Raw genomic sequence first — 23,251 nt, forward strand, 5'->3', positions numbered from 1 at the left:
AATGGATATAAAAGTCTGTTTGTCATTTCTCCTGCTGTATCCTGCCCAAGCTTTTTAAAAGCGCGGATCTACCAGATCTATCAACAGACTTTGCGAGGAGCGCGAACCATGCACGAGATCCCTAATCTCCCCTTCCCAAGCCTGCACGAAACTGAGCAGACAACCACGCAACAAGCCGGTGCCCAACAGCCCGAGCCGAAAGAAGCCACTGAACGCCGCCAGGCCGACAGCGAAGACTGAAACACCTGCAATGCCAGACCGTGTGGAAAGCGCTAACATGCGCTTTCCACACCGCCTGAACCCTTGAGCTGCCCACCATGACCGACGACTTCACAGAGACCCAGGCCAGCGTCCTGATCGGCACCGCCGAGAAGATGATCGAGATCTGGAATCGCCTCTCCCCCGAGAAACAAGCCGCGTTGCTCGCCCGTTTCGGCACCGAAGAAAACGCCCTGGCCGCCCTGGTCACGACGCAACTGGTCGCCCCCGCAAAACCCTGATTAACCCCCCGCACGGCAAATAGTTTTACTTTTTCCACGCCCCACGGACGCTCGCGCCGCTATCATAAGCAGCCTATCTATCCTGCTTTCCCGTGGACCTTTACCCATGTCTGAAAACCAGCGCCCCCTGGCGGTCACGCTGCAAGTCGTTTCCATCGTTCTCTTTACCTTCATCGGCTACCTGAACATCGGCATTCCCCTCGCCGTATTGCCCGGCTACGTCCACAGCGATCTCGGCTTCGGCGCAGTAATCGCGGGGCTGGTGATCAGCGTGCAATACCTGGCCACCCTGCTCAGCCGCCCTTATGCCGGGAAAATCATCGACAATAAGGGCAGCAAACTCGCGGTGATGTACGGTCTCGCCGGTTGCGGTTTGAGCGGCGTGTTCATGCTGATTTCAGCCTGGACCCAAAGCCTGCCGATGCTGAGCCTGATCAGCCTGCTGATCGGCCGCCTGGTGCTCGGCAGCGCGGAAAGCCTGGTGGGCTCCGGCTCGATTGGTTGGGGCATCGGCCGGGTCGGCGCGGCGAACACCGCCAAAGTCATCTCCTGGAACGGTATAGCGAGTTACGGCGCACTGGCAGTCGGCGCGCCGTTGGGTGTGTTGCTGGTCAGTCAACTGGGCTTGTGGAGCATGGGCGTGAGCATCGTGCTGCTGGCCGTCCTCGGCCTGGCACTGGCCTGGCCAAAAACCGCCGCGCCGATTGTGGTCGGTGAACGGTTGCCGTTCATGCATGTGCTGGGACGGGTGCTGCCCCATGGTTGCGGCCTGGCCCTGGGCTCGATCGGTTTCGGCACCATCGCCACCTTCATCACGCTGTATTACGCCACACAGCACTGGGACAACGCGGTGCTGTGCCTGAGCCTGTTCGGCGCCAGTTTCATCGGCGCGCGATTGCTGTTCGGCAACCTGATCAACCGCCTCGGCGGCTTTCGCGTGGCGATTGCCTGCCTGTCGGTGGAAACCCTGGGGCTGCTGCTGCTGTGGCTGGCGCCGGATGCACATTGGGCACTGGCCGGTGCGGCATTGAGCGGTTTCGGCTTCTCGCTGGTGTTCCCGGCGCTGGGCGTGGAAGCGGTCAACCTGGTGCCGGCCTCCAGTCGCGGTGCTGCGGTCGGGGCTTACTCGCTGTTCATCGATTTGTCGCTGGGGATTACCGGGCCGCTGGCCGGTGCGATTGCTGCAGGGTTTGGCTTTGCCTCGATCTTCCTGTTCGCCGCGATTGCTGCATTGAGCGGTTTGGCGCTGAGCGTTTATTTGTACCGGCAGGCACCGAAGCACTTGAGTGAAAAGTACCGCGAAGGGCGCGACGCTCGCTAGAAATCGATCTTGCCGCGCCCGGCCTTGATGCTGCCGCGCTTGGTCTTGGATTCCAGCCGACGCTTCTTCGAACCGAGGGTCGGCTTGGTCGGGCGGCGTTTCTTCTCGACTTTGGTGGCGCTGAGAATCAACTCGACCAGCCGCTCCAGCGCATCGGCGCGATTGGCTTCCTGCGTGCGGTATTGCTGGGCCTTGATAATCAACACGCCATCGCTGGTGATGCGACTGTCACGCAGCGCCAGCAGCCGTTCCTTGTAGAACTCGGGCAAGGACGAGGCCGGAATGTCGAAGCGCAGGTGCATGGCGCTGGAGACCTTATTGACGTTCTGCCCACCGGCGCCTTGCGCGCGGATGGCGGTCAACTCGATCTCGGCATCCGGCAGATGCACATTGTTGGAAATCACCAGCATGGAAAAGCGTCCGTATTCAGAACGCGCAGGATACCGCGAATGAACTGAAAGCATGCGGTCCCTGTAGGAGCGAGGCTTGCCCGCGATAGCAGTGTTGTCAGTCGACATCTTTGTTGCCTGACACGACCCCATCGCGAGCAGGCTCACTCCTACAGGGGGTTGTGTGAGGCCTGAAAACAACAAACCCGGCACATTGGCCGGGTTTGTTGTTTCTGCGAGCTGCGCTTACTTCGTGTTTGCAGCCTGCAACGCATGCTGAGCGCTGCGCTTGTTCTTGATGCCGTAGCACACCCACATGAACGCGACCCAAACCGGAATCGCATACACCGAGATCTGGATGCCCGGGATCAACAGCATTACGCCGAGAATGAACACCACGAACGCCAGGCAGACGTAGTTCCCGTATGGGTACCACAGGGCTTTGAATAGCGGCGTCTGCTTGGTCTTGTCCATGTGCTGGCGGAACTTGAAATGCGAGAAGCTGATCATCGCCCAGTTGATCACCAGGGTGGCAACCACCAGCGACATCAGCAGTTCCAGCGCGTTTTGCGGGATCAGGTAGTTCAGCAACACCGCAATCAACGTCACCGCCGCCGAAGCGAGGATCGAACGCACCGGCACGCCGCGCTTGTCGATTTTCGCCAAGGCTTTCGGCGCATCGCCCTGCTCGGCCATGCCCAGCAGCATCCGGCTGTTGCAGTAAGTGCCGCTGTTGTACACCGACAGCGCCGCCGTCAGGACCACGAAGTTGAGGATGTGTGCGGCGGTGTCGCTGCCAAGCATCGAGAACACTTGCACGAACGGGCTGCCGCTGTAGGAATCACCCGACGCGTTCAGGGTCGCCAACAGGCTGTCCCATGGCGTCAGCGACAGCAGGATGACCAGCGCACCGATGTAGAAAATCAGGATCCGGTAGATCACCTGGTTGATGGCTTTCGGGATCACGGTTTTCGGCTTGTCGGCTTCTGCTGCGGTGAAACCGAGCATTTCCAGGCCGCCGAAGGAGAACATGATGATCGCCATGGCCATCACCAGGCCGCTAACCCCGTTCGGGAAGAAACCGCCGTGGGCCCACAGGTTGGTCACCGAGGCTTGCGGGCCGCCGTGGCCGCTGACCAGCAGGTAGCTGCCGAGCGCGATCATGCCGACAATCGCCACGACCTTGATGATCGCGAACCAGAACTCGGCCTCGCCAAAGACTTTGACGTTGGCCAGGTTGATCAGGTTGATCAGGACGAAGAAGCCGGCGGCCGAGACCCAGGTCGGAATGTGTGGCGCCCAGTAGTGGATGTATTTGCCGACCGCAGTCAGCTCCGACATGCCCACCAGGATGTACAGGATCCAGCAGTTCCAGCCCGACAGGAAGCCGGCGAACCCGCCCCAGTATTTATGGGCGAAGTGGCTGAAGGAACCCGCCACAGGCTCTTCGACAATCATTTCGCCGAGCTGGCGCATGATCATGAAGGCAATGAAGCCGCAGATGGCGTAGCCGAGGATCATCGACGGGCCGGCAGATTTCAGTACACCGGCCGAGCCCAGGAACAGCCCGGTACCGATCGCGCCACCGAGGGCGATCAGTTGAATATGGCGATTTTTCAGGCCGCGTTTCAGCTCGCCTGAATGCGAGTTTTGTCCACTCATGAAAAGGGTCTCACGCAAGGTTTGATGATGTTCGTTAGACGTTGCTGCTCGGTTGCGATTTCAAGCAGCGCCGATCAAACCCCAGCGAAGGCAAAAGGAGTTCAGCGTTTTTACAACGGTCATGCGTCACCTGTTTGTTTTTATCTGTGACGAAATCGAACCCGACACGCTTGTGGCGCGGCGGAGTGAACAAGGCGGATAGCCTTGAGGTTTGCGCAGATGCGCAGGAGGTCACAGTTAAAACGCGGCGCATTGTACACCTGTAACCCCCTGCTGCCAGACACCGCTGGATCAGCGCGTCGTTTGCCGGGATTGCCTGTGTCCGCCCCGAGGGTCTCGGGCGGCTGCAAAAACTGGGTCAGACCTTTGCGGGTCTTCGACGGGGACGACGAACAAATCGCCCTCGGGGGAGAAGTGGAGATGAGTCACGGCGTTCATTGCGCCTCCTTCTTGTTATGCACCTGCACGACAGGCATGGAGCGCATCTCACCCTGCCAGCGCCGTTGAAACAAGCGAGCCAGAGCCTTGCAGGGTGGTTGAGCGACGTGTTTGCGGAAGGATTTCCTTACACACCTTCCGTGGACGTCAATCCAAGGGCTCAGAGGCGATAATCCGTCAGCTTTTCTTTACAAGCCGTAACGCAGACTTTCCAAATCAGATCAATCCGTAGGACGACTGCAAATTGACGTTAGGAAGCTTCCTAAGGAAAAGGTCGAGTTAGTTTTTTGTTTTTAATCGATAAACAGGCCCTGATAAAACAGAATAAAAAGTTCAAATAAATCTAATTTGATTATTTTTTTGCAATTTAAAAAGCTCTGGACTAGGTTTTCAGCGACTTGCCGAGACGCATCGACCGGCAAGTTGGCACGTTATTCAATGACTGAAAAACGCGCCGCTGCACTTACCGAAAAAGTCATCTAGGAGATTCACAATGCAAGCACTTGAAAAAGACTTGGAAACTGAACTGCAACTGGACGATTGGTTTGAAGCACCGACCCATGAAGCCGCCGTTGAAATGATGCAAGCCGATGCGGTTGTTCCGTTCGGCACGGCGATGTGGCCTCTGTAAGGCCCACCCGGCAGGCACGATCCGGCCGGTTGTGCCTGCCACTTTTTCTCGGTTTGTCAGGGAGGACTACATGGATAAGCAACGCGCCATTTCGCATTTCCTTTACTACCTCGAACACCACCCTGCCGTTGCCGGCATCAACCCGGCAAAGGTCTTGCTCGGCCACACCGCTGATTACGAGGCACTGACCGGCGCCATCGCCGAACAGGCCAGTGACAGCCAGCCCTTCCGTTTCAGCACCATGCGCCTGGACATCGAGCCGACAGAAAAGCTGGCCCAGGCGATTGCCGAAAGCGATCTGTACATTTTCTTCTACGACTCTTCCACCCTGCCCAATCCTCGCCCCGACGGCCCGGAGTTTGTCCGTGCGCTGCAAGGTGTAATGGCCGAGAACTGGAAGAAGTCGCTGCTGTTCAAGGATTACGGCGATTACTTCTACGACACTTTCAGCGTCACTCCGCAGCGCATAGCGGGTTTGAACAGCCACTTGATCCAGCGCATGTCTCACGCGACAACGTTGAGTTTCAAAGATGATCACGGCTCGTGGTTTGAAACACCGCTGAACAGCATCAAGAAGTGGACCGACATCAACGGCATCGGCAACTTTGATTTGGCCCCCGGTGAAATTGCCACGCACAGCGAAGCGATCAACGGCCGGGTGAAGTTCATGGGGACCTTCCTCAGCACCATTCCGTTTGCCCGCAAGTACGGGGTGCTGGATTCGCCGCTGGAGTTGTGGATCGAGAACTCGACCATCCACAAGATCGCCACGGAAGTGCCGGGACTGGAACATGATTTCAACAAGTACCTGGAGGCCAATCCGTCGAACCGGCGCATTGAGGAATTGGGAATCGGCACCAATGAAGGCGTGAAGGCGCTGTATGCCCGAAATGCCGGGTTCGAGGAGCGCCATTGCGGGCTGCATCTGGGGTTGGGTGGTGGGGCCAAGGGCAGCCATCATCTGGACCTGATCTTCTCCAGCGGCGTGTTGGCGCTGGATGATGAGCCGGTGTTTGATGGGCGGTTTGTTTTCTAAGCAACATGAACCCTGTGGCGAGGGAGCTTGCTCCCGTTCGACTGCGCAGCAGTCGCAAAACCTGCCGCCACGATTTGCCTGACACACCGGGGTAGAGGGTTTGGGGCCGCTTCGCGACCCAACGGGAGCAAGCTTCCTCGCCACAGGTTTATCTGCATTCTGAAGACCGGCTTTTGCCAGACCAAAAAAAACGCCAACCCGAGGGTTGGCGTTTTTTATTCGGTGCTTACCGATTACTCAGGCTTGCGACGACCAAAGCCCGGACGCTGGCCCGAACCGGCTGGCGCACCACGGCGTTTGCCTGATGGCGCATCCTTGTCGACCAGAACGATGCCTGGGCGCTTCTTCGCCGGTGCCTTGGCCGGGCGCTTGATGTCGGAAGGACGGTCTGCCACTGGCGTACCGCGACCCGACTCACCACGAGACTCGCCACGACCGGCTGGAGCACCGCGATCACTGCGACCACCACTTGGAGCACCACGGCCTTCGCCACGTTCAGTGCGACCGTTGGCCGGACGCGGCGTGCGTGGACCGCGCTCGCCATCAGCGCGTGGCGCTGCTGGTTTGCGGGCTGGACGCTCGCCTTCGATTTGCGGTTCACGGGAGTCACGCGGCGTAGCAGCGGTCTGGTTGCCGATGGCTGGACGCAACGAACGCACGCGCTCGGTCTTGCCCATTGGACGCGACGATTTACGCTGCATGCGGTCGAGCTTGTCTTTGCTCTTGGCGTTCATTTGCGGCATGGCCACTGGGGTCAGGCCGACTTCAGCACTCAGAATGTCGACTTCGTACTGGCTCATTTCGCGCCAGCGGCCCATCGGCAGGTCGGAGTTGAGGAACACCGGACCGAAACGCACGCGCTTCAGACGGCTGACCACCAGGCCCTGGGATTCCCACAGACGACGAACTTCGCGGTTGCGACCTTCCATCACCACGCAGTGGTACCAATGGTTGAAACCTTCGCCACCAGGTGCTTGCTTGATGTCGGTGAACTTGGCCGGGCCGTCTTCGAGGACGACGCCTGCCTTTAGACGCTCGATCATTTCGTCATCGACTTCACCACGGACACGTACCGCGTATTCACGGTCCATTTCGTAGGACGGGTGCATCAGGCGGTTGGCCAGCTCACCGTCGGTGGTGAACATCAGCAGGCCGGTGGTGTTGATGTCCAGGCGACCGATGTTGATCCAGCGACCTTCTTTCGGGCGCGGCATCTTGTCGAAAACGGTCGGACGGCCTTCCGGATCAAGGCGAGTGCAGATTTCACCGTCGGGCTTGTTGTACATGATCACGCGGCGTACCGACTCGGCGGCTTCTTCGCGCTTGATCACCTTGCCATCAATGGTGATGGCGTCGTGCATGTCGACGCGCTGCCCAAGGGTGGCGTCTTTGCCATTGACCTTGATGCGGCCGTGGCTGATCCAGGCTTCCACGTCACGGCGCGAGCCGACGCCGATACGGGCGAGGACTTTCTGCAGTTTTTCGCCTGCTGGGCCGATTTCCTGGTCGTCTTTCTGGTCGTTGATACTCATCTGGGCACCTCCCGGTGTGGTCTGTTCAGGCGGCCCTGAATTGAGCGTCCTGAAGCGATGTAAAACTGGGTACTTTGGCAAAGGGATCGCCAAAGGGTCGCGAATCATACGCTCATGGAAGCGTTCGCGCATCAGAGACTAGCTGATGAATGGAGACTTACTTGCCTTTCCGCCGACCGGCGGCGCCAAGTTTGATCAACCGCAGCGACGCTTCGGCCAGCACCGTGCGCTTGTCGGACTTGTCGAGTTTCTTCCAGGCCCTGATCTCGCGCTTGCTGCGGCCGCAGCCGAGGCAGATGTCATCGGCGAATTTGCAGACGCTGATGCAGGGGTCTTTGGTTGAGCTCATCAAATTCTCCAGGCAACACAGAACCCCTGTAGGAGCGAGCCTGCTCGCGATGAGGGAGTGTCAATCGACATCGTTTTGCCTGACCCACCGCTATCGCGAACAGGCTCACTCCCAAAGGGGAATCGGCGTCCACATGATCCGGGTCAGTCGTCGAATTCGCGGCGTTCGGCTTCGATGGCTTCGGCCAGAGCCCGGGCTTCGGCCTCTTCGTCGCTCAATTCGGGTTCGGGTTTGTGCTGTTCGAGGGCAGCCACAGCAGCCAGAAGTTTCTCCCGCGCTTCGGCGACACCCAGCACGTCATCTTCCAACTCTTCTTCCGGTTCTTCTTCGACTGTGGCTTCAGGCTCGACTTGAAGTTCAACTTCGATTTCAGGCTCAGGCTGATCCAGCACCTCTTCGGAATCCGTTACCGCACTATCACGCAGGATGTCATCGAAGTCGGTCTTGAGCCCCTCTTCCATGGTGTCCAGTTCCAGCAACAGCGTATGGAAACTGGTCTCCTCCTTGGGTTCTTCCGGTTCGGCACTGGCATCCGCCAGTTCCTGCAAGCCTGCCGGTACCGGCGCGTCGTCAAAATCGAGCACCGGATCAGGCTCCAGCTCTCGCAACTCAGCCAGTGGCGGCAAATCGTCGAGGTTCTTCAGGTTGAAGTGGTCGAGAAACGCCTTGGTGGTGGCAAACATCGCCGGTTTGCCAGGCACGTCGCGGTACCCGACGATACGAATCCACTCGCGTTCCAGCAGGGTCTTGACGATGTGACTGTTGACCGCCACGCCCCGCACGTCCTCGATCTCGCCCCGGGTGATCGGCTGGCGATAGGCGATCAAGGCGATGGTTTCGAGCATGGCGCGGGAATAACGCTGCGGGCGTTCTTCCCACAAACGGCCTACCCATGGCGAGAACTTTTCGCGGATCTGCAGGCGATACCCGGAGGCCACTTCCTTCAGCTCGAAGGCGCGTCCGTCGCAGGACTTGGCCAGAATCGTCAGGGCTTTCTTGAAGACTGGCGGCTCAGGGCGCTCGCCCTCTTCGAAGAGTTCGAACAGGCGTTCAAGCGATTGCGGTTTTCCCGAGGCCAACAGAAAGGCTTCAAGCAATGGCGCCAGCTCGCGGGGTTCAGTCAGGTTCATGATTCAACTCGTTATTCGGCTCGGGCTCGCACGTGGATCGCCGCGAACGGCTCATTCTGCACCAGCTCGACCAAAGATTCCTTGACCAGTTCGAGGATCGCCATAAAGGTCACCACCACCCCCAGGCGTCCTTCTTCAGCGGTGAACAGCTCGACAAAGGGCACGAAACCGCCGCCCTTGAGCCGGTCCAGCACATCGCTCATGCGTTCGCGGGTGGACAATGCCTCGCGACTGACCTGGTGACTTTCGAACATGTCGCCACGGCGCAGGACCTCGGCCATGGACAGCAGCAGCTCTGACAAACGCACGTCCGGCAACAGCTTGCGCGCCCGCGCTTCCGGGGCATCCAGTTTGGGCACCACCACGTCACGCCCGACGCGAGTCAGGCCATCGATGCCTTCGGCCGCCGCCTTGAAGCGTTCGTATTCCTGCAAGCGACGGATCAGTTCGGCGCGCGGGTCATCTTCTTCGTCTTCGATGGTTTCGGCCCGCGGCAACAGCATCCGCGACTTGATCTCGGCCAGCATCGCGGCCATCACCAGGTACTCGGCGGCCAGTTCCAGGCGCACCGACTGCATCAGCTCGACATAGCCCATGTACTGGCGAGTGATTTCCGCCACGGGAATGTCGAGGATGTTGATGTTCTGCTTGCGGATCAGGTACAGCAGCAGGTCGAGGGGCCCCTCGAAGGCTTCGAGAAACACTTCGAGCGCATCCGGCGGGATGTACAGGTCCAGCGGCATTTCCATGACCGCCTGGCCATAGACCATGGCGAAGGGCAGCTCTTGCTGGGCGCCGGCCTGACTGTCGACAACGGGTTCTACTGCAGACATCTACGCCTCGGCCATGAACGGCGTAGGGTCGCCGCAACCGACGCGGATCACTTCCGGCTCGCCGTCGGCGAGGTTGATCACGGTGGACGCCTTGATCCCGCCGAAACCGCCATCGATGATCAGGTCGACCTGATGCTCAAGCAATTGGCGCATTTCGTAAGGATCGCTCATCGGATCGGTGTCGCCGGGCATGATCAGGGTCACGCTCATCAAGGGCTCGCCGAGTTCTTCCAGCAGCGCCAGGGCAATCGGATGGCTCGGCACCCGCAGGCCGATGGTGCGTTTTTTCGGGTGCAACAACAGCCGCGGGACTTCGCGGGTGGCGTTGAGAATGAAGGTGTAAGGCCCCGGTAGGTGCGCCTTGAGCAAGCGGAAGGTGCCCGTGTCGATCTTGGCGAACACCCCCAGTTGCGACAGGTCGCTGCAAATCAGCGCGAAGTTGTGCTTTTCATCCAGCCCACGCAAACGGCGCACGCGATCCACGGCATTCTTGTCGCCGATCTGGCAACCAATGGCGTAGGACGAGTCTGTGGGATAAATCACCACCCCGCCGCCACGGATGATTTCGACAGCCTGTTTGATCAGGCGCGCTTGCGGGTTTTCCGGATGAATCTGGAAAAATTGACTCACATTCTCTACCTGTTCAGACGGCGGCAATAATTGGGTCATGTTTGAATCGACACCACAGTGGTGGCAGATCCTCCGGGAGCGGGCGGTACTCGCCGATCTCGGACCAGCCTCCAGGGCCATGAAAATCACTGCCGGCGCTGACCAGCAGACCGAACTCGCGGGCAAGAATCGCCAGGCTGCCCACTTGCTCGGCGGGCTGATGGCCATTGACCACTTCAATTGCGTGGCCCCCGGCTTGAATATAGTCAGAAATCAGGCGGCGACGCTTGCTGCGAGTGAAATCGTAGTGCCACGGATGCGCCAGGCTGACCCAGGCTTTCGCGGCTCGCAGCGTTTCGACCGTGTCTTCCAGGGTCGGCCAATGCTGCTTGACGTCGCCCAGCTTGCCGGCGCCCAGCCATTTACGGAACGCTTCAGCGCGATCCTTGACGAAACCTTCACGCACCATCCAGTCGGCGAAGTGCGGACGGGCCGGCGCATTGCCGCTGTCGCCCAGTTCCTGCTGGATCGCCCGGGCACCTTCCAGCGCGCCGGGCATGCCTTTCAATGCCAGCTTGCGGCTTATTTCTTCGGACCGTAGCCAGCGGCCATCGTGCAATTTGGCGATCGCCTCGACCAACGGTTCGGCATTGACATCAAATCCGTAGCCGAGCACATGAATGGTCGCGCCGCCCCAGGTGCAGGACAATTCGACGCCGTTGACCAGTTGCATTCCCAGCGAGGTCGCCGCACTGCGGGCCTCATCGAGGCCCTCGAGGGTGTCGTGATCGGTCAAGGCCAAGACTCGCACGCCTTTCTCGAACGCACGCGCCACCAGGACAGCAGGCGCGAGAGCGCCATCGGAGGCGGTGCTATGGCAGTGCAAATCAACATTCACGGGGATGTGTTACCTCAAATCAGCTGGCGCTATCGCGCGCCCATATGTTTGTTATTATGCCGCCACATCCTGCTTCTGGCTGCCACTGTGAAACAATTCATCGATTTCATCCCGCTCCTGCTGTTTTTCATCGTTTTCAAAATTGATCCACGGGTCGTCGACATCGGCGGTCATCAACTGACTGTAGGCGGTATTTACAGCGCCACCGCGATGCTGATCATCAGCTCCCTGGTGGTTTACGGTGCGCTGTTCATCAAGCAGCGCAAGCTGGAAAAGAGCCAATGGCTGACCCTCATCGCCTGCCTGGTCTTCGGTAGCCTGACCCTGGCGTTCCACAGCGAGACCTTCCTGAAGTGGAAAGCGCCGGTGGTCAACTGGCTGTTCGCCCTGGCGTTCATTGGCAGCCACTTCATCGGCGAGCAACTGCTGATCAAGCGCATCATGGGCCACGCACTGACCCTGCCGGACCAGGTCTGGACGCGACTGAACATCGCCTGGATCGGCTTTTTCCTGTTTTGCGGTGCTGCCAACCTGTTCGTCGCGTTCACGTTCCAGAGCTACTGGGTCGACTTCAAAGTCTTCGGCAGCCTGGGCATGACGTTGCTGTTCCTGGTCGCACAGGGCATTTACCTGTCCCGCCACCTGCACGACGCCGATACCACCACGCCAAAAACCGAGGACTGACATGCTTTACGCAATCATTGCCACAGACGTCGCCAACTCCCTGGAAGCCCGCCTGGCCGCTCGGCCTGCCCACCTTGAGCGCCTGCAAGTGCTCAAGGGCGAAGGTCGTATCGTATTAGCCGGCCCGCACCCGGCGGTCGACAGCAATGATCCGGGCGCGGCGGGTTTCACCGGCAGCCTGATCGTCGCCGAGTTCGATTCCCTGAGCGCCGCCCAGGCCTGGGCAGATGCGGATCCGTACATCGCTGCGGGCGTCTACGCCAACGTTTCGGTCAAGCCGTTCAAGCAAGTCCTGCCGTAAATCGCGCCCGCGCGATGAACCTTGCCGGTTCATCGCGCGCTCAACGCTCATTATTCTCGTTCGCCGGCCGACAACCTGCCCAATACTCGTATTGGAATCAGGAGTGGCGATGCGCAAAGGTCCGTTGTGTCTGATGTTGGTGACGTTGTCGATGGTAGCGCCGGCCCATGGTGAAGAAAGCGCCGAGGGCGGCAGTACGACGCCGCTGTCGCTGAGCGCCGGCAGCCAGATCACCGAGTTGCAGCAGCGCTTGAAGGTAAGCGAGCAGCAACGGGAAGAACTGAGCAAACAACTGCAAAATACCGACAGTGAACGCGAAAGCGCTCAGCTGGGCCGGTTGCGCCAAGAGAACCAGCGCCTCAAGCTGCAACTCAAGGAAGCCCAGGCGAGCAATCCGCTGCCACGTCTGCTGACTGATCAGCAGCAATGGTTCGTTATCGGTGGTGGAGTTGCGCTATTGGCCCTGCTCTGCGGTATCTTCGCCAGTGGTGCCACCAGAAAACGTCGGCAATGGCTAAATTGAGTGAGTAATGAGCGAGCTGTTATTAATTGATGATGACCAGGAGCTGTGCGAGCTCCTGAGCAGTTGGCTGAGCCAGGAAGGCTTTCAGGTCCGTGCCTGCCACGACGGCCAGAGTGCTCGCCGTGCGCTGGCCGAAACCTCCCCCGCCGCCGTGGTGCTGGACGTGATGCTGCCGGACGGCAGCGGTCTGGAATTGCTCAAGCAATTGCGCAGCGACCATCCGGACCTGCCGGTGCTGATGCTGTCTGCGCGTGGCGAACCACTGGATCGCATCCTCGGCCTGGAACTCGGCGCCGACGATTACCTGGCCAAGCCGTGCGACCCGCGGGAACTGACAGCCCGTCTGCGCGCCGTACTGCGCCGCAGTCATCCGACGGCGGTGTCCAGCCAGCTCGAACTGGGCGACCTGTGCTTCAGCCCAGTGCGTGGCGTGGTCAGCATCGACGAACAGGAATTCACCCTCACCGTCTCCGAAAGCCGTCTGCTCGAAGCCCTGCTCAAGCAACCCGGCGAGCCGCTGGACAAACAGGACCTGGCGCAAATCGCCCTCGGCCGCAAGCTGACCCTGTACGACCGCAGCCTGGACATGCACGTCAGCAACCTGCGCAAAAAAATCGGCCCACACCCCGACGGCCGCCCACGCATCGTTGCCCTGCGTAGCCGCGGTTACTACTACAGCCTCTGAACACCTGGAAGAACCGGATGGGAGCAAACCTGTGGCGAGGGAGCTTGCTCCCGCTGGACTGCGCAGCAGGCCTTCTTTTGGGGCCGCTTCGCAGCCCGACGGGAGCAAGCCCCCTCGCCACAGGACACTGCCAGCAAAGTTTGTAAGGACGCCACGAAATCGTCTTTACCCAAGCTTTACGCTCCGCTGACCGCCGCTGACCTTGATCTGCGTATTCTGAACTCATCCGGAACGTACCGGGAACGAGACAAGGAGATTCACCATGCGCAAGACTCTTATCGCTCTGATGTTCGCTGCCGCCCTGCCGACCGTTGCCATGGCCATGCCTGAAGGTTCCGGCCCGATGGATGGCCCGATGGACGGCCCGCGCCACGGCGGTCAGATGCACGGCATGCACGGTAAAGGCCCGTACAGCCAGCTGGACCTGAGCCGCGAACAGCGTGAGCAGATCCGCAAAATCATGGGCGAGCAGATGCACGAGCGTAAGCAAGTGGTCGAGAAGTACCTGGAGAAACTCTCGCCGGCCGACCAGAAAGCCATGAAAGATGAAATGGCCGCCAACCACAAAAAAGCCGAAGCCGATGTCCGTGGCCTGCTGAAACCGGATCAACAGAAGAAATTCGACGAGATCCAGAAGAAGAAGGCTGAGCGCCGCGCCGAATGGGCCGAATTCAAGGCGTGGAAAGCGCAACAACCGCAAAAAGCGCAATAATGCACTGACCCCGGACCCGACGGCTAACCCCGTCGGGTCTTTTGCCATTGTAGGACCTGGCGGTGCGGGCAAGTTGGATCGCCGTACCGCTCGCCCCTACAGGTCGGCCCGCTCCCACATGGGATTTGTGATCGTTTGAGGATTTTCTGTGCGCTCATTGTTCTGGCGTATCCTGGCCAGCTTCTGGCTGGCCATCACTCTGGTTGCAGGGCTTTCCATTCTGTTGGGGCACATGCTCAACCAGGACGCGTGGATTCTCAGCCGCCACCCGGGCCTCAACACCCTGGCCGAACAGTGGACGCAAACCTACGAAGCCCAAGGTGAGGAAGCGGCCCAGGACATTCTGGAACAGCGCAAGCGCCAGTATCACATTGACGTTCAGGTGCTCAACGAGAGCGGCGACCCGGTGGTGCGCGGTACCTTTCCCCGGCGTGCGGCGGCTTTCGAAGCACGGCAGAACAACGACGATCGCCGCCTGCCGTGGCGACGTCTGACCGACGAATACACCAGCGCCAAGACCGGCGACACCTACCTGCTTATCTACCGCATCCCGCACCCGGAACTGGACGCCTGGCACCGCGAAAGCCTGCTCTGGCCGCTAAGTGCGCTGGGCATTGCGCTGGTGGTGCTGACCCTCTTCAGCCTATTCGTGACCTTGTCCATCACTCGCCCGCTGAACCGCTTGCGCGGCGCGGTGCATGACCTTGGGCAAACCACCTATCAGCAGAACAGCCTGGTGAAACTGGCCAACCGGCGCGACGAATTTGGTGTATTGGCCAACGACTTCAACCGCATGGGTGCGCGCCTGCAAAGTCTGATCGGCAGCCAGCGACAGTTACTGCGCGACGTGTCCCATGAACTGCGTTCACCGCTGGCGCGACTGCGCATTGCCTTGGCACTGGCCGAACGGGCCACCCCCGAAGAACGGGAGAAGCTCGCGCCACGCTTGACCCGTGAGTGCGATCGACTAGAGGCCTTGATCAGTGAAATCCTGGTACTGGCACGGGTCGATGCCGACAACGCCAGCGCTGAAGAAGTGGATCTGAACGTGCTGCTCAATACGCTGCAAAAAGATGCGCAATTGGCTTCACCGGAGCAGACCGTTCACCTCGACGCCGAACCGCAGCTGAACCTCAAAGGCTGGCCGACGATGATCGAGCGTGCCGTCGATAACCTGCTGCGCAATGCCCAGCGCTTCAATCCCGCAGGGCAGCCGATTGAAATGCAGGCGGTGCGCCAGGGCGAACGGATTGTGGTCAGCGTCAGGGACCATGGGCCCGGTGTCGATGCCGAGCATTTGAACCTGCTGGGTGAGCCGTTCTATCGGGCGCCGGGGCAGACGGCGGCCGGACATGGCTTGGGATTGGCGATTGCGCGACGCGCGGCAGAACGGCATGGCGGGAGCCTGGTGCTGGCCAATCACCCGCAAGGCGGGTTCATCGCCAGCCTGGAATTACCGTTGGTGCCCGGTGCAGTCGTCCAGCCTTGAAAGCTTCGCGGGCAAGCCTCGCTCCTACAGGTCCTATGCTGAACACACTATCGAGGCACTGATCGTTCCCACGCGCGTGGGAACGATCCTTACTGACCGGGCCAGGCGCTGACGAACTCGGCCAGGTCAACCTTCTCGGCCACGCGCGGTTCTTTCTGCGGTGTGCCCAGGTACAGGAAGGCGATCACCTGTTCTCCTTCCGCCAACCCCAGCCCCTTGGCCACATGCGCCGAATAGGCCAGATCCCCTGTGCGCCACACCGCGCCAATGCCTTGCGCGTAAGCGGCCAGCAGAATCCCGTGAGCGGCACATCCTGCCGCCAGCAATTGCTCGGATTTCGGGTATTTGACGTGGTCCTGCAACCGCGCGATCACCACAACCACCAGCGGTGCGCGCAACGGACCGTTACGCGCCTTGTCCAGCGCCGCCTCGGACACTTCGCTGTCTTGCAGCTTCGCCGCTTCGGCCAGCAACTCGCCCATTTGCTCGCGCGCCGCACCTTCGACTGTCAGGAAGCGCCAAGGCTGCAAGTGGCCGTGGTCCGGCGCACGCATCGCGGCAGAAAACAGCACTTCGCGCTGTTCTGCGGTGGGTGCCGGTTCGAGCAGTCGTGGAACGGAAACACGGTTGAGCAAAGCGTCGAGAGCCTGCATCGGCCACCTCCTGAAAAATATGTGCGGCTATTCTAGCGGTATCTGGCGCGGGGATGCCGGTTTACATGCCCTGCCTCGCAGGTAGAATAGCGGCCTTCCCTTCTTCAGCCCGAGCGGACTTCATGGCGTTGCCGACCTTACGGATTATTGGTTTCATCATCGGCATCTTCCTGATCACGCTGGCCATCGCCATGGTCGTGCCCATGGCCACCCTGGTGATTTTCGAGCGCACGAGCGATCTGCCGTCGTTCCTCTGGGCGAGCATGATTACCTTCGTCGCGGGTTTGGCCCTGGTCATCCCCGGCCGGCCCGAACACATACACTTGCGCCCGCGAGACATGTACTTGCTGACCGTCAGCAGCTGGCTGGTGGTCTGCGTCTTTGCCGCGCTGCCGTTCTTGCTGACCCAGCACATCAGCTACACCGACTCGTTCTTCGAAAGCATGTCCGGCATCACGGCCACCGGCTCAACCGTACTCAACCACCTCGACGACATGTCCCCCGGCATCCTGATGTGGCGCTCGTTGTTGCACTGGATCGGCGGGATCGGCTTTATCGGCATGGCAGTGGCCATTCTGCCGCTGCTGCGCATCGGTGGCATGCGGCTGTTCCAGACCGAGTCGTCGGACCGTTCCGAAAAGGTCATGCCCCGTTCGCACATGGTGGCGCGTTTGATCGTCGCGGCTTATGTGGGCATCACTATTCTCGGCAGCCTGGCGTTCTGGTGGGCCGGAATGAGCCCGTTCGATGCGATCAACCACGCGATGTCAGCGATTTCCACCGGAGGTTTCTCAACGTCCGACCAGTCCCTGGCCAAGTGGACACAACCGGCGGTGCACTGGGTGGCGATTGTCATCATGATTCTCGGCAGCCTGCCATTCACCCTGTACGTGGCGACCTTGCGCGGTAACCGTCGAGCGTTGATCAAGGATCAGCAGGTGCAAGGCTTGCTCGGCATGTTGCTGGTGACCTGGCTGGTGCTCGGCACCTGGTACTGGTGGACCACCCAGCTGCATTGGCTTGAAGCGTTGCGACATGTAGCGCTGAACGTGACTTCGATCGTCACCACGACAGGATTTGCACTGGGGGACTACAGCCTCTGGGGCAACTTCTCGCTGATGCTGTTCTTCTATCTGGGGTTTGTCGGCGGTTGCTCAGGCTCGACGGCTGGCGGGATCAAGATTTTCCGTTTCCAGGTCGCCTACATCCTGCTCAAGGCCAACCTTAACCAATTGATTCATCCGCGCGCGGTGATCAAGCAGAAGTACAACGGCCATCGTCTCGACGAAGAGATCGTGCGTTCGATCCTGACCTTCTCGTTCTTCTTCGCCATCACCATCTGCGTGATTGCCTTGCTGCTGTCGCTGCTCGGCGTCGACTGGATGACCGCCCTGACCGGCGCCGCCAGCACCGTGTCCGGTGTCGGTCCTGGCCTGGGCGAGACCATTGGCCCGGCGGGCAACTTCGCCACCTTGCCGGACGCTGCCAAGTGGATTCTCTCGTTCGGCATGTTGCTGGGCCGACTGGAGATCATTACGGTGTTTGTTCTGTGTATTCCTGCGTTCTGGCGGCACTGACCAGCGCCGGCGTTTCCATCAGCCGCGCCCGGTACTCGCCGGGCGTGGCGTCGAACCAGCGTCGAAAGGCGCGGAAGAAGTTGCTCGGATCGGCAAACCCCAACAGGTAGGCAATTTCCAGCAGGGTCATGGTGGGTTGCGCCAGGTACTGCTCGGCCAGTTCACGTCGCGTGTCGTCGAGCAAGGTTTGAAAACTCGTGCCTTCTTCCTGCAAACGGCGTTGCAAGGTGCGTTGCGACAGGTGCAGCGTCTGCGCCACCGTATCGCGCTTGGGTTCGCCCTGGGGCAGCAAACGGCACAGCACCTGGCGCGCCTTGTGGGTCACGCGGCTCTCGGAAAACCGCGCCAGGTACTCGCCGGCAAACCGGTCGTGCAACAGCGCCATCGCCTCGTTGGCCGTCGGCAGCGGCGCCTCCATGTCGGCGCATTCGAAGATCAAGGCGTCATAGGGCGCGTTGAACACCAACGGCGCATGGAACGCTTGTTTATAGGGTTCGAGATCGACAGGCTGATCGCCCTGGATCAACACCTTGCGCGGTTGCAACGTGCGCCCGGTCAACCAGCCACACAGCGCCAGCGCGCAGGCCAGCGACGCTTCGGCGCTCTGTCGGGTCGGCGGCAAGTGATCGCCATGCACCGTCAGAATCAGCGCATAACCTTCATCCAGCAGTCGGAAACTCAGGTCGGCACTTTCGGCGATGATCCGCTGATAACGCACCAGCCGCTGAAAGCCTTCGGCCAGGGTCTGACTGGACATCAGTGCGTAACCAGCCACATGGAAGGACGCCGGTCGCACCACCTTGCCCATGTTCAGGCCAATCGCCGGGTTGCCGGACAGCTCGACCGCGCGCTGCCACAGGCGTGTCATGGAGTCTTGCGGGAAGCGCGCATCCGGATCATCCAGAGACGCGTAGTCGAGCCCCAGCTGCTTGAACAGAACCCGGCAATCCAGGCCGTCCATCTCCAGTGCTTTGACAATCCCCATCGCCCAGCTTGCAGAAGTCGTTCGTTCGCTCATGGCGTTTTCTTACTGTTTTGTGAGCCGTCTACCGCGGCAAGTTTTCGAAGGATACTAAAGTGGCGCCCATTGTCACTGGCTGATGCCAATGATCACTCTAGACTCAAATAAGCTACCCGCAGAACAACTTGCAATCAGAACAACAACCACAGAGATCGCAGTCGTGGAAAACGTCAAACGTTTCAACAGTTTCGCTGAGTTTTACCCGTACTACCTCAGTGAACACAGCAACAGCACCTGTCGACGATTGCATTTTATCGGCACCAGCCTGGTCATCTTCATTCTGGCGCTGACCATCGGCAAAGGTGCCTGGTTGATGTTGCTCGCCTTGCCGCTGGCGGGTTACAGCTTCGCCTGGGTCGGGCATTTCTTTTTCGAGAAGAACCGTCCCGCCACGTTTCAGCATCCTCTTTATAGCCTGCTCGGCGACTTTGTCATGTACCGCGACATGATTCTGGGTCGCGTGCCCTTCTAGGCTCCACTGGCCATCAAAGCGTCCTGCGCAGCCAGTGCGATGTTGGATCCAAGTCCTACACTCAAGACATCCCTTTCGATTAGAACAAGAGGATAGCTGATGAACGCCAATGCACGATTCACCCACATGCAGGATGGCACGCAGGAAGACTGGGCGATCATCGCCGCCGACTTCAGTGCCTACGCCAGGCAGTTGCCGTCACGGATCGTGGCGCACCTGAAATTGCTGGAGGGTGATTTTGGCGGCTTCCCGGTGGATCGGCTGACCCATTCCCTGCAGACCGCCAGCCGTGCCTGGCGCGATGGCCGGGATGAAGAATACGTGGTCTGCGCGCTGCTTCACGACATCGGCGACACGCTCGGTTCCTACAACCATCCGGACATCGCCGCGGCGATCCTCAAGCCGTTCGTCAGTGCCGAAAACCTGTGGATGGTGGAAAAGCACGGGATATTTCAGGGGTATTACTTCTTCCATCACCTGGGAATGGATCGGCATCTGCGCGAACAATTCAGCGGGCATCCGCAGTATCAGGCGACCATCGAGTTCTGCGCCAAATATGACGCGGCGGCGTTTGATCCGGCTTACGAGACGTTACCGCTGAGCTTCTTTGAGCCAATGATGGAGCGCTTGTTTGCGCAACCGAAGCATTCGATCTACAAGGCGGCGATGGAAGCATATTCGCCAGCCTGACAGGTCCGGGGGGACCGCTGCGCGGTCCATCGCGAGCAGGCTCGCTCCCACAGGTGTCAGAGTCCGTTCAGGTCAATATGGTCAAAATTGTGGGCGCGTGCCTGTTCGCGATGAGGCCAGACCAGGCACGCTGACTTTTATGCCGGCTCTGCGATCTTCAAGGCTTTCAATTCGGCCTCCCGCGCCTGGGCATCCGCCAACCGGTACAACTCGATCGACCCGTCCCAATGCTCGATCAACGCCGTGCACGACTCCACCCAATCCCCGCAATTGAGGTAATCCACCCCGCCGACCTTGCGAATCTCGGCATGGTGAATGTGCCCGCACACCACCCCATGCAACTCGCGTTTGACGCACTCGTGGGCGATGGCTTCTTCAAAGTCGCTGATAAAACTGACTGCCGTTTTCACCTTGTGCTTGAGGTAGGCCGACAGCGACCAGTAGCCGTAGCCATAACGCGCGCGCCAGTGATTCAGCCAACGGTTGAGGGTCAGGGTGAATTCGTAGGCCGAGTCGCCGAGAAAGGCCAGCCAGCGGTGATACCGGGTAATCACGTCAAACTGGTCGCCGTGGATCACCAGCAGATGGCGGCCATCGGCGGTCACATGCACCGCTTCGTCCACCAGTTGGATGTTGCCCAGGATCAGCTTCGAATAGCGGCGCAGGAATTCGTCGTGATTGCCGGTGACATAGATCACCTCGGTGCCGCGCTTACTCATGGTCAGCAGGCGGCGAATCACGTTGGTGTGCGCCTGAGGCCAGTACATGCCGCCGCGCAGTTTCCAGCCATCGATGATGTCGCCGACCAGGTAGATCTTGTCCGCGTGGTAGCCCTTGAGAAACTGCGACAGGTGTTCGGCCTGGCAGTCCCGGGTGCCCAGATGCACGTCGGAAATCCACAAGGTCCGCACACGTTGCTTACGGCTGGGTTTGGCGAGCTCGGCGCTGGTCATTGGCAACCCTCAGGACAAGTTTTGGCAAGCTTGCGCGGTTCGGGTTAATGGCCCATGACAGCCGCGAGTCAATCCTGTGACAACGCCCGGCCGGTGTAGACTGGTCGCATCTTGACCGGGAGACCTGCGATGAGACCGATCCTCACGCTGCGCCAATACACCAAGGACCTGATCGTCCACAGCCACGACCACGCACAACTGGTGTTCGGGTTGTCGGGTGCGCTGGACTTCGAGGTCGACGGGCATGGTAGCCAGGTGGTTCAGCAGAGTTTCGTGGTGGTGCCGTCGGGGTTTCATCACGCCTGCGGCAGCAGCAATGGCAGCCGCTGCCTGGTGCTGGATATACCGAGTGACCAATGGGTTTCGCAGTCCCTTGGCGATCACGCCGACGCCAGCCGCCGTTTGCTCGACAACGCTGGGCGCCTGCCGCTGGATGCCGGGCAAAGCCAATTGGTGAGTTGGCTGGCGGGCAGCCAGGTCAGTGACCCGTTGATTGCCCAGCAAGGCGCGGTGCTGTTATTGGCCAGCCTCAATAACGCCAAGCCTGAAATCGTGGGCGGTCGCCGTCTGCCATATGCGGCGTTGAATGCGCATATCGATCAGTACGCGGCGTATCCATTGCAGGTCGCCGACCTGGCGCGCGTTGCCGGGCTGTCCAGTGCCCGATTGCATGCGCGGTTTGTCGCTGAGTGCGGGCAGACGCCGATGGATTACATCCGCAGCCGGCGGCTGCATAGTGCGGTAAGACTGCTGCGCGATTCGCCATTGCCCATCGGCGAGATTGCCAGTCGGGTCGGTTACAGTTCGCAGAGTGCCTTTGCCGCAGCGGTGTTGCGCGAGTTTAGTAAGACTCCGGGCGAACTGCGGCGCGAGGCTGGCGACAAAAGTCGATAGTCTGCCGACAGACTCAGCGAGTATGGCGCGGTTCAATGTCCCCCTCTGTTTGTCTTGTTGTTAAGGATCGCAATGACTCCCCGTACCGCCCTTGGCGCCCTGCATATCGGCGCATTGATGTTCGGCCTGACCGGTGTGTTCGGCAAACTCGCTGCTGCCTCGCCCGCGGTCATCGTGTTTGGTCGCGCGGCATTTGCGGTACTCGCCCTGGCGGTGTTCGCGCGGTTTGCCAGCAGGACGCGCTGGTACACACTCGAAGCGCAGGACTGGCGCCGTCTGCTTCTCAGTGGCTTGCTGCTGGCCGGGCATTGGGTGAGTTTTTTCATTGCGGTTAAAGTCGCCGGAGTGGCGATAGCGACCCTGGGTTTCGCCAGCTTCCCGGCGTTTACCGTGATCCTCGAAGGGGTCATATTCCGGGAGCGGATCCGCGCCAATGAAATTCTGTTGGTGGTGCTGGTAAGTGTCGGGCTGGTGCTGGTCACGCCGGACTTCGATCTGGCAAGTGGCGCCACCACGGGCCTGCTCTGGGCGATCGGTTCAGGCTTGCTGTTCGCCCTGCTGTCGCTGACCAACCGCGCCAGCTCCGGCAGAATCCCGCCGGTGCAGGCCGCGCTGTGTCAGAACGTCGTGGTCGCGCTGTGCCTTCTGCCGGTAGCGGCGCCGCAGTTGAGCGACGTCCGCGCCATCGACTGGCTGTGGATCGGTTTGCTCGGGGTGTTCTGCACCGGCGTCGCTCACAGTCTGTTCGTCGCCAGCCTGGCGGTGATCAAGGCGCGCACCGCCGCCGTGGTGTTCGCCCTGGAACCGGTGTACGGCATCACCGTGGCCTGGTTGTTGTTCGATGAAAACCCGACGTTGCGCATGCTGCTTGGTGGCGCTTTGATCATCGTCGCGATTGTGGTCTCCAGCAGACTGTCCGGTTCAAGCAAAAAGACCGTGGCAGCCGAAGCCGCATCTCACTGAGTGCGGTCGTTGTGACCGAGGTCGCGGTCCGGGTCGATCTGATCGCGGACCCGCTGCTTTAGCACCTTGGCTTCCGGGAAACCGCCGTCGGCCTTGCGCTCCCAGAGCTGCACCTCGTCACAAAAAATATGGAAAACCCCACCAGTGCCGGGCACCAGCGACACTTTGCCCAAGTCGTCGCCGAAGGTGCTCAGCAGCTCCTGGGCCAGCCAGGCCGCACGCAACAACCATTGGCATTGCGTGCAGTAGGTGATGATGATTTCCGGTTTATGCGTGGTCATGACGGACAAGACTCCTGAGCCAGAG

At 60.1% G+C, this 23,251-nt stretch carries 28 protein-coding genes; 16 read left to right on the forward strand and 12 right to left on the reverse strand.

The annotated features are described in order from the left end of the window. The first annotated feature begins 108 nt into the window (after positions 1-108). The 3 genes from FHL16_RS34700 to FHL16_RS08400 all read left to right on the forward strand — a co-directional run bounded on the left by FHL16_RS34700 (position 109) and on the right by FHL16_RS08400 (position 1,821). A complete protein-coding gene (locus FHL16_RS34700) occupies positions 109-240 on the forward strand; it encodes a hypothetical protein (protein ID WP_010461912.1) in 132 nt (43 codons plus the stop codon). 77 nt (positions 241-317) lie between these two features. After that, the gene (locus tag FHL16_RS08395) at positions 318-500 is read left to right on the forward strand and encodes a hypothetical protein (RefSeq protein WP_010461914.1); all 183 of its coding nucleotides are present in this window, start codon (positions 318-320) and stop codon (positions 498-500) included. Positions 501-606: 106 nt separating this feature from the next. Continuing rightward, a complete protein-coding gene (locus FHL16_RS08400; protein WP_010461916.1) occupies positions 607-1,821 on the forward strand; it encodes an MFS transporter in 1,215 nt (404 codons plus the stop codon). Here FHL16_RS08400 and arfB read toward each other — a convergent pair. Both arfB and FHL16_RS08410 read right to left on the reverse strand, forming a co-directional pair. Next, the gene (arfB, locus tag FHL16_RS08405) at positions 1,818-2,231 is read right to left on the reverse strand and encodes an alternative ribosome rescue aminoacyl-tRNA hydrolase ArfB (RefSeq protein ID WP_010461917.1); all 414 of its coding nucleotides are present in this window, start codon (positions 2,229-2,231) and stop codon (positions 1,818-1,820) included. The genes FHL16_RS08400 and arfB overlap by 4 nt on opposite strands. A gap of 225 nt (positions 2,232-2,456) precedes the next feature. After that, positions 2,457-3,872 (reverse strand): amino acid permease, encoded by a 1,416-nt coding sequence (locus FHL16_RS08410; protein WP_077748012.1) that lies wholly within the window; start codon positions 3,870-3,872, stop codon positions 2,457-2,459. A gap of 931 nt (positions 3,873-4,803) precedes the next feature. On the opposite strand from FHL16_RS08410, the gene FHL16_RS34015 reads away from it, so the two are divergent. Further along, positions 4,804-4,941 carry a hypothetical protein gene (locus FHL16_RS34015; protein ID WP_010461921.1) on the forward strand — a complete coding sequence of 46 codons (138 nt, stop codon included), beginning with the start codon at positions 4,804-4,806 and terminating at the stop codon, positions 4,939-4,941. A gap of 70 nt (positions 4,942-5,011) precedes the next feature. Further along, positions 5,012-5,977, forward strand: a complete 966-nt coding sequence (locus FHL16_RS08420) for a leucyl aminopeptidase (RefSeq protein ID WP_077748013.1) — start codon at positions 5,012-5,014, stop codon at positions 5,975-5,977. Between the two features lie 233 nt (positions 5,978-6,210). Here FHL16_RS08420 and rluB read toward each other — a convergent pair whose 3' ends face one another. The 6 genes from rluB to FHL16_RS08450 all read right to left on the reverse strand — a co-directional run bounded on the left by rluB (position 6,211) and on the right by FHL16_RS08450 (position 11,328). After that, complete coding sequence (gene rluB, locus FHL16_RS08425) at positions 6,211-7,509, reverse strand: 23S rRNA pseudouridine(2605) synthase RluB (protein ID WP_077748015.1); 1,299 nt, start codon at positions 7,507-7,509, stop codon at positions 6,211-6,213. 157 nt (positions 7,510-7,666) lie between these two features. Beyond that, entirely contained in the window at positions 7,667-7,858 is a 192-nt protein-coding gene (locus FHL16_RS08430; protein ID WP_077748016.1) for a DUF1289 domain-containing protein, read from the reverse strand. Positions 7,859-8,001: 143 nt separating this feature from the next. After that, a complete protein-coding gene (gene scpB / locus FHL16_RS08435) occupies positions 8,002-8,988 on the reverse strand; it encodes an SMC-Scp complex subunit ScpB (RefSeq protein ID WP_077748017.1) in 987 nt (328 codons plus the stop codon). Between the two features lie 11 nt (positions 8,989-8,999). After that, positions 9,000-9,821 carry a segregation and condensation protein A gene (locus FHL16_RS08440; protein WP_010461931.1) on the reverse strand — a complete coding sequence of 274 codons (822 nt, stop codon included), beginning with the start codon at positions 9,819-9,821 and terminating at the stop codon, positions 9,000-9,002. Continuing rightward, a complete protein-coding gene (locus FHL16_RS08445; RefSeq protein ID WP_010461933.1) occupies positions 9,822-10,451 on the reverse strand; it encodes an L-threonylcarbamoyladenylate synthase in 630 nt (209 codons plus the stop codon). It lies immediately after the preceding gene. A gap of 13 nt (positions 10,452-10,464) precedes the next feature. Then, positions 10,465-11,328, reverse strand: a complete 864-nt coding sequence (locus FHL16_RS08450) for a PHP domain-containing protein (RefSeq protein ID WP_010461935.1) — start codon at positions 11,326-11,328, stop codon at positions 10,465-10,467. An 87-nt stretch (positions 11,329-11,415) separates the two neighbouring features. Between FHL16_RS08450 and FHL16_RS08455 the strand changes: the two genes are divergently transcribed. From FHL16_RS08455 to FHL16_RS08480, 6 genes are all read left to right on the forward strand, one after another. Next, positions 11,416-12,012, forward strand: a complete 597-nt coding sequence (locus FHL16_RS08455; RefSeq protein WP_077748018.1) for a septation protein A — start codon at positions 11,416-11,418, stop codon at positions 12,010-12,012. A 1-nt stretch (position 12,013) separates the two neighbouring features. Beyond that, entirely contained in the window at positions 12,014-12,313 is a 300-nt protein-coding gene (locus FHL16_RS08460) for a YciI family protein (RefSeq protein ID WP_008156126.1), read from the forward strand. 109 nt (positions 12,314-12,422) lie between these two features. Further along, positions 12,423-12,836 carry a translation initiation factor 2 gene (locus tag FHL16_RS08465; protein WP_010461943.1) on the forward strand — a complete coding sequence of 138 codons (414 nt, stop codon included), beginning with the start codon at positions 12,423-12,425 and terminating at the stop codon, positions 12,834-12,836. A gap of 7 nt (positions 12,837-12,843) precedes the next feature. Continuing rightward, entirely contained in the window at positions 12,844-13,521 is a 678-nt protein-coding gene (locus tag FHL16_RS08470; RefSeq protein WP_010461945.1) for a response regulator transcription factor, read from the forward strand. 262 nt (positions 13,522-13,783) lie between these two features. Continuing rightward, positions 13,784-14,233 (forward strand): Spy/CpxP family protein refolding chaperone, encoded by a 450-nt coding sequence (locus FHL16_RS08475; protein ID WP_077748019.1) that lies wholly within the window; start codon positions 13,784-13,786, stop codon positions 14,231-14,233. 148 nt (positions 14,234-14,381) lie between these two features. After that, positions 14,382-15,722, forward strand: a complete 1,341-nt coding sequence (locus FHL16_RS08480; RefSeq protein ID WP_077748020.1) for a sensor histidine kinase — start codon at positions 14,382-14,384, stop codon at positions 15,720-15,722. Between the two features lie 89 nt (positions 15,723-15,811). On the opposite strand, the gene FHL16_RS08485 is transcribed toward FHL16_RS08480, so the two are convergent. After that, positions 15,812-16,375 (reverse strand): NAD(P)H nitroreductase, encoded by a 564-nt coding sequence (locus tag FHL16_RS08485; RefSeq protein ID WP_010461952.1) that lies wholly within the window; start codon positions 16,373-16,375, stop codon positions 15,812-15,814. A gap of 122 nt (positions 16,376-16,497) precedes the next feature. Between FHL16_RS08485 and FHL16_RS08490 the strand changes: the two genes are divergently transcribed. After that, a complete protein-coding gene (locus tag FHL16_RS08490) occupies positions 16,498-17,952 on the forward strand; it encodes a TrkH family potassium uptake protein (protein ID WP_010461954.1) in 1,455 nt (484 codons plus the stop codon). On the opposite strand, the gene FHL16_RS08495 is transcribed toward FHL16_RS08490, so the two are convergent. Then, positions 17,909-18,970, reverse strand: a complete 1,062-nt coding sequence (locus tag FHL16_RS08495) for an AraC family transcriptional regulator (RefSeq protein WP_202979491.1) — start codon at positions 18,968-18,970, stop codon at positions 17,909-17,911. The two genes, FHL16_RS08490 and FHL16_RS08495, sit on opposite strands and share 44 nt — an antisense overlap. A 163-nt stretch (positions 18,971-19,133) precedes the next feature. Between FHL16_RS08495 and FHL16_RS08500 the strand changes: the two genes are divergently transcribed. Then, complete coding sequence (locus FHL16_RS08500; RefSeq protein ID WP_010461958.1) at positions 19,134-19,445, forward strand: DUF962 domain-containing protein; 312 nt, start codon at positions 19,134-19,136, stop codon at positions 19,443-19,445. 99 nt (positions 19,446-19,544) lie between these two features. After that, positions 19,545-20,135, forward strand: coding sequence for an HD domain-containing protein (locus tag FHL16_RS08505; RefSeq protein WP_077748022.1), 591 nt, complete (start codon positions 19,545-19,547; stop codon positions 20,133-20,135). A gap of 137 nt (positions 20,136-20,272) precedes the next feature. Here FHL16_RS08505 and FHL16_RS08510 read toward each other — a convergent pair whose 3' ends face one another. Further along, positions 20,273-21,088, reverse strand: coding sequence for a UDP-2,3-diacylglucosamine diphosphatase (locus FHL16_RS08510; protein ID WP_010461962.1), 816 nt, complete (start codon positions 21,086-21,088; stop codon positions 20,273-20,275). A gap of 129 nt (positions 21,089-21,217) precedes the next feature. Here FHL16_RS08510 and FHL16_RS08515 point away from each other — a divergent pair, with 129 nt between their 5' ends. Beyond that, complete coding sequence (locus tag FHL16_RS08515) at positions 21,218-21,982, forward strand: helix-turn-helix transcriptional regulator (RefSeq protein ID WP_077748023.1); 765 nt, start codon at positions 21,218-21,220, stop codon at positions 21,980-21,982. 72 nt (positions 21,983-22,054) lie between these two features. Next, complete coding sequence (locus FHL16_RS08520) at positions 22,055-22,945, forward strand: DMT family transporter (protein ID WP_077748024.1); 891 nt, start codon at positions 22,055-22,057, stop codon at positions 22,943-22,945. On the opposite strand, the gene FHL16_RS08525 is transcribed toward FHL16_RS08520, so the two are convergent. Then, positions 22,939-23,226 (reverse strand): SelT/SelW/SelH family protein, encoded by a 288-nt coding sequence (locus FHL16_RS08525; protein WP_010461968.1) that lies wholly within the window; start codon positions 23,224-23,226, stop codon positions 22,939-22,941. The two genes, FHL16_RS08520 and FHL16_RS08525, sit on opposite strands and share 7 nt — an antisense overlap. Positions 23,227-23,251 lie beyond the last annotated feature (25 nt).

This window comes from Pseudomonas sp. FSL W5-0299 (assembly GCF_005930655.1).
Lineage (GTDB): Bacteria > Pseudomonadota > Gammaproteobacteria > Pseudomonadales > Pseudomonadaceae > Aquipseudomonas > Aquipseudomonas mandelii.

Excerpts from the sequence above, each read along its gene's own strand:
- FHL16_RS34700 (WP_010461912.1), top strand. The coding sequence starts at position 109 with ATGCACGAGATCCCTAATCTCCCCTTCCCAAGCCTGCACGAAACTGAG.
- FHL16_RS08395 (WP_010461914.1), top strand. The coding sequence starts at position 318 with ATGACCGACGACTTCACAGAGACCCAGGCCAGCGTCCTGATCGGCACC.
- FHL16_RS08400 (WP_010461916.1), top strand. The coding sequence starts at position 607 with ATGTCTGAAAACCAGCGCCCCCTGGCGGTCACGCTGCAAGTCGTTTCC.
- arfB (WP_010461917.1), bottom strand. The coding sequence starts at position 2,231 with ATGCTGGTGATTTCCAACAATGTGCATCTGCCGGATGCCGAGATCGAG.
- FHL16_RS08410 (WP_077748012.1), bottom strand. The coding sequence starts at position 3,872 with ATGAGTGGACAAAACTCGCATTCAGGCGAGCTGAAACGCGGCCTGAAA.
- FHL16_RS34015 (WP_010461921.1), top strand. The coding sequence starts at position 4,804 with ATGCAAGCACTTGAAAAAGACTTGGAAACTGAACTGCAACTGGACGAT.
- FHL16_RS08420 (WP_077748013.1), top strand. The coding sequence starts at position 5,012 with ATGGATAAGCAACGCGCCATTTCGCATTTCCTTTACTACCTCGAACAC.
- rluB (WP_077748015.1), bottom strand. The coding sequence starts at position 7,509 with ATGAGTATCAACGACCAGAAAGACGACCAGGAAATCGGCCCAGCAGGC.
- FHL16_RS08430 (WP_077748016.1), bottom strand. The coding sequence starts at position 7,858 with ATGAGCTCAACCAAAGACCCCTGCATCAGCGTCTGCAAATTCGCCGAT.
- scpB (WP_077748017.1), bottom strand. The coding sequence starts at position 8,988 with ATGAACCTGACTGAACCCCGCGAGCTGGCGCCATTGCTTGAAGCCTTT.
- FHL16_RS08440 (WP_010461931.1), bottom strand. The coding sequence starts at position 9,821 with ATGTCTGCAGTAGAACCCGTTGTCGACAGTCAGGCCGGCGCCCAGCAA.
- FHL16_RS08460 (WP_008156126.1), top strand. The coding sequence starts at position 12,014 with ATGCTTTACGCAATCATTGCCACAGACGTCGCCAACTCCCTGGAAGCC.
- FHL16_RS08465 (WP_010461943.1), top strand. The coding sequence starts at position 12,423 with ATGCGCAAAGGTCCGTTGTGTCTGATGTTGGTGACGTTGTCGATGGTA.
- FHL16_RS08470 (WP_010461945.1), top strand. The coding sequence starts at position 12,844 with ATGAGCGAGCTGTTATTAATTGATGATGACCAGGAGCTGTGCGAGCTC.
- FHL16_RS08475 (WP_077748019.1), top strand. The coding sequence starts at position 13,784 with ATGCGCAAGACTCTTATCGCTCTGATGTTCGCTGCCGCCCTGCCGACC.
- FHL16_RS08485 (WP_010461952.1), bottom strand. The coding sequence starts at position 16,375 with ATGCAGGCTCTCGACGCTTTGCTCAACCGTGTTTCCGTTCCACGACTG.
- FHL16_RS08490 (WP_010461954.1), top strand. The coding sequence starts at position 16,498 with ATGGCGTTGCCGACCTTACGGATTATTGGTTTCATCATCGGCATCTTC.
- FHL16_RS08495 (WP_202979491.1), bottom strand. The coding sequence starts at position 18,970 with ATGAGCGAACGAACGACTTCTGCAAGCTGGGCGATGGGGATTGTCAAA.
- FHL16_RS08505 (WP_077748022.1), top strand. The coding sequence starts at position 19,545 with ATGAACGCCAATGCACGATTCACCCACATGCAGGATGGCACGCAGGAA.
- FHL16_RS08510 (WP_010461962.1), bottom strand. The coding sequence starts at position 21,088 with ATGACCAGCGCCGAGCTCGCCAAACCCAGCCGTAAGCAACGTGTGCGG.
- FHL16_RS08515 (WP_077748023.1), top strand. The coding sequence starts at position 21,218 with ATGAGACCGATCCTCACGCTGCGCCAATACACCAAGGACCTGATCGTC.
- FHL16_RS08520 (WP_077748024.1), top strand. The coding sequence starts at position 22,055 with ATGACTCCCCGTACCGCCCTTGGCGCCCTGCATATCGGCGCATTGATG.
- FHL16_RS08525 (WP_010461968.1), bottom strand. The coding sequence starts at position 23,226 with ATGACCACGCATAAACCGGAAATCATCATCACCTACTGCACGCAATGC.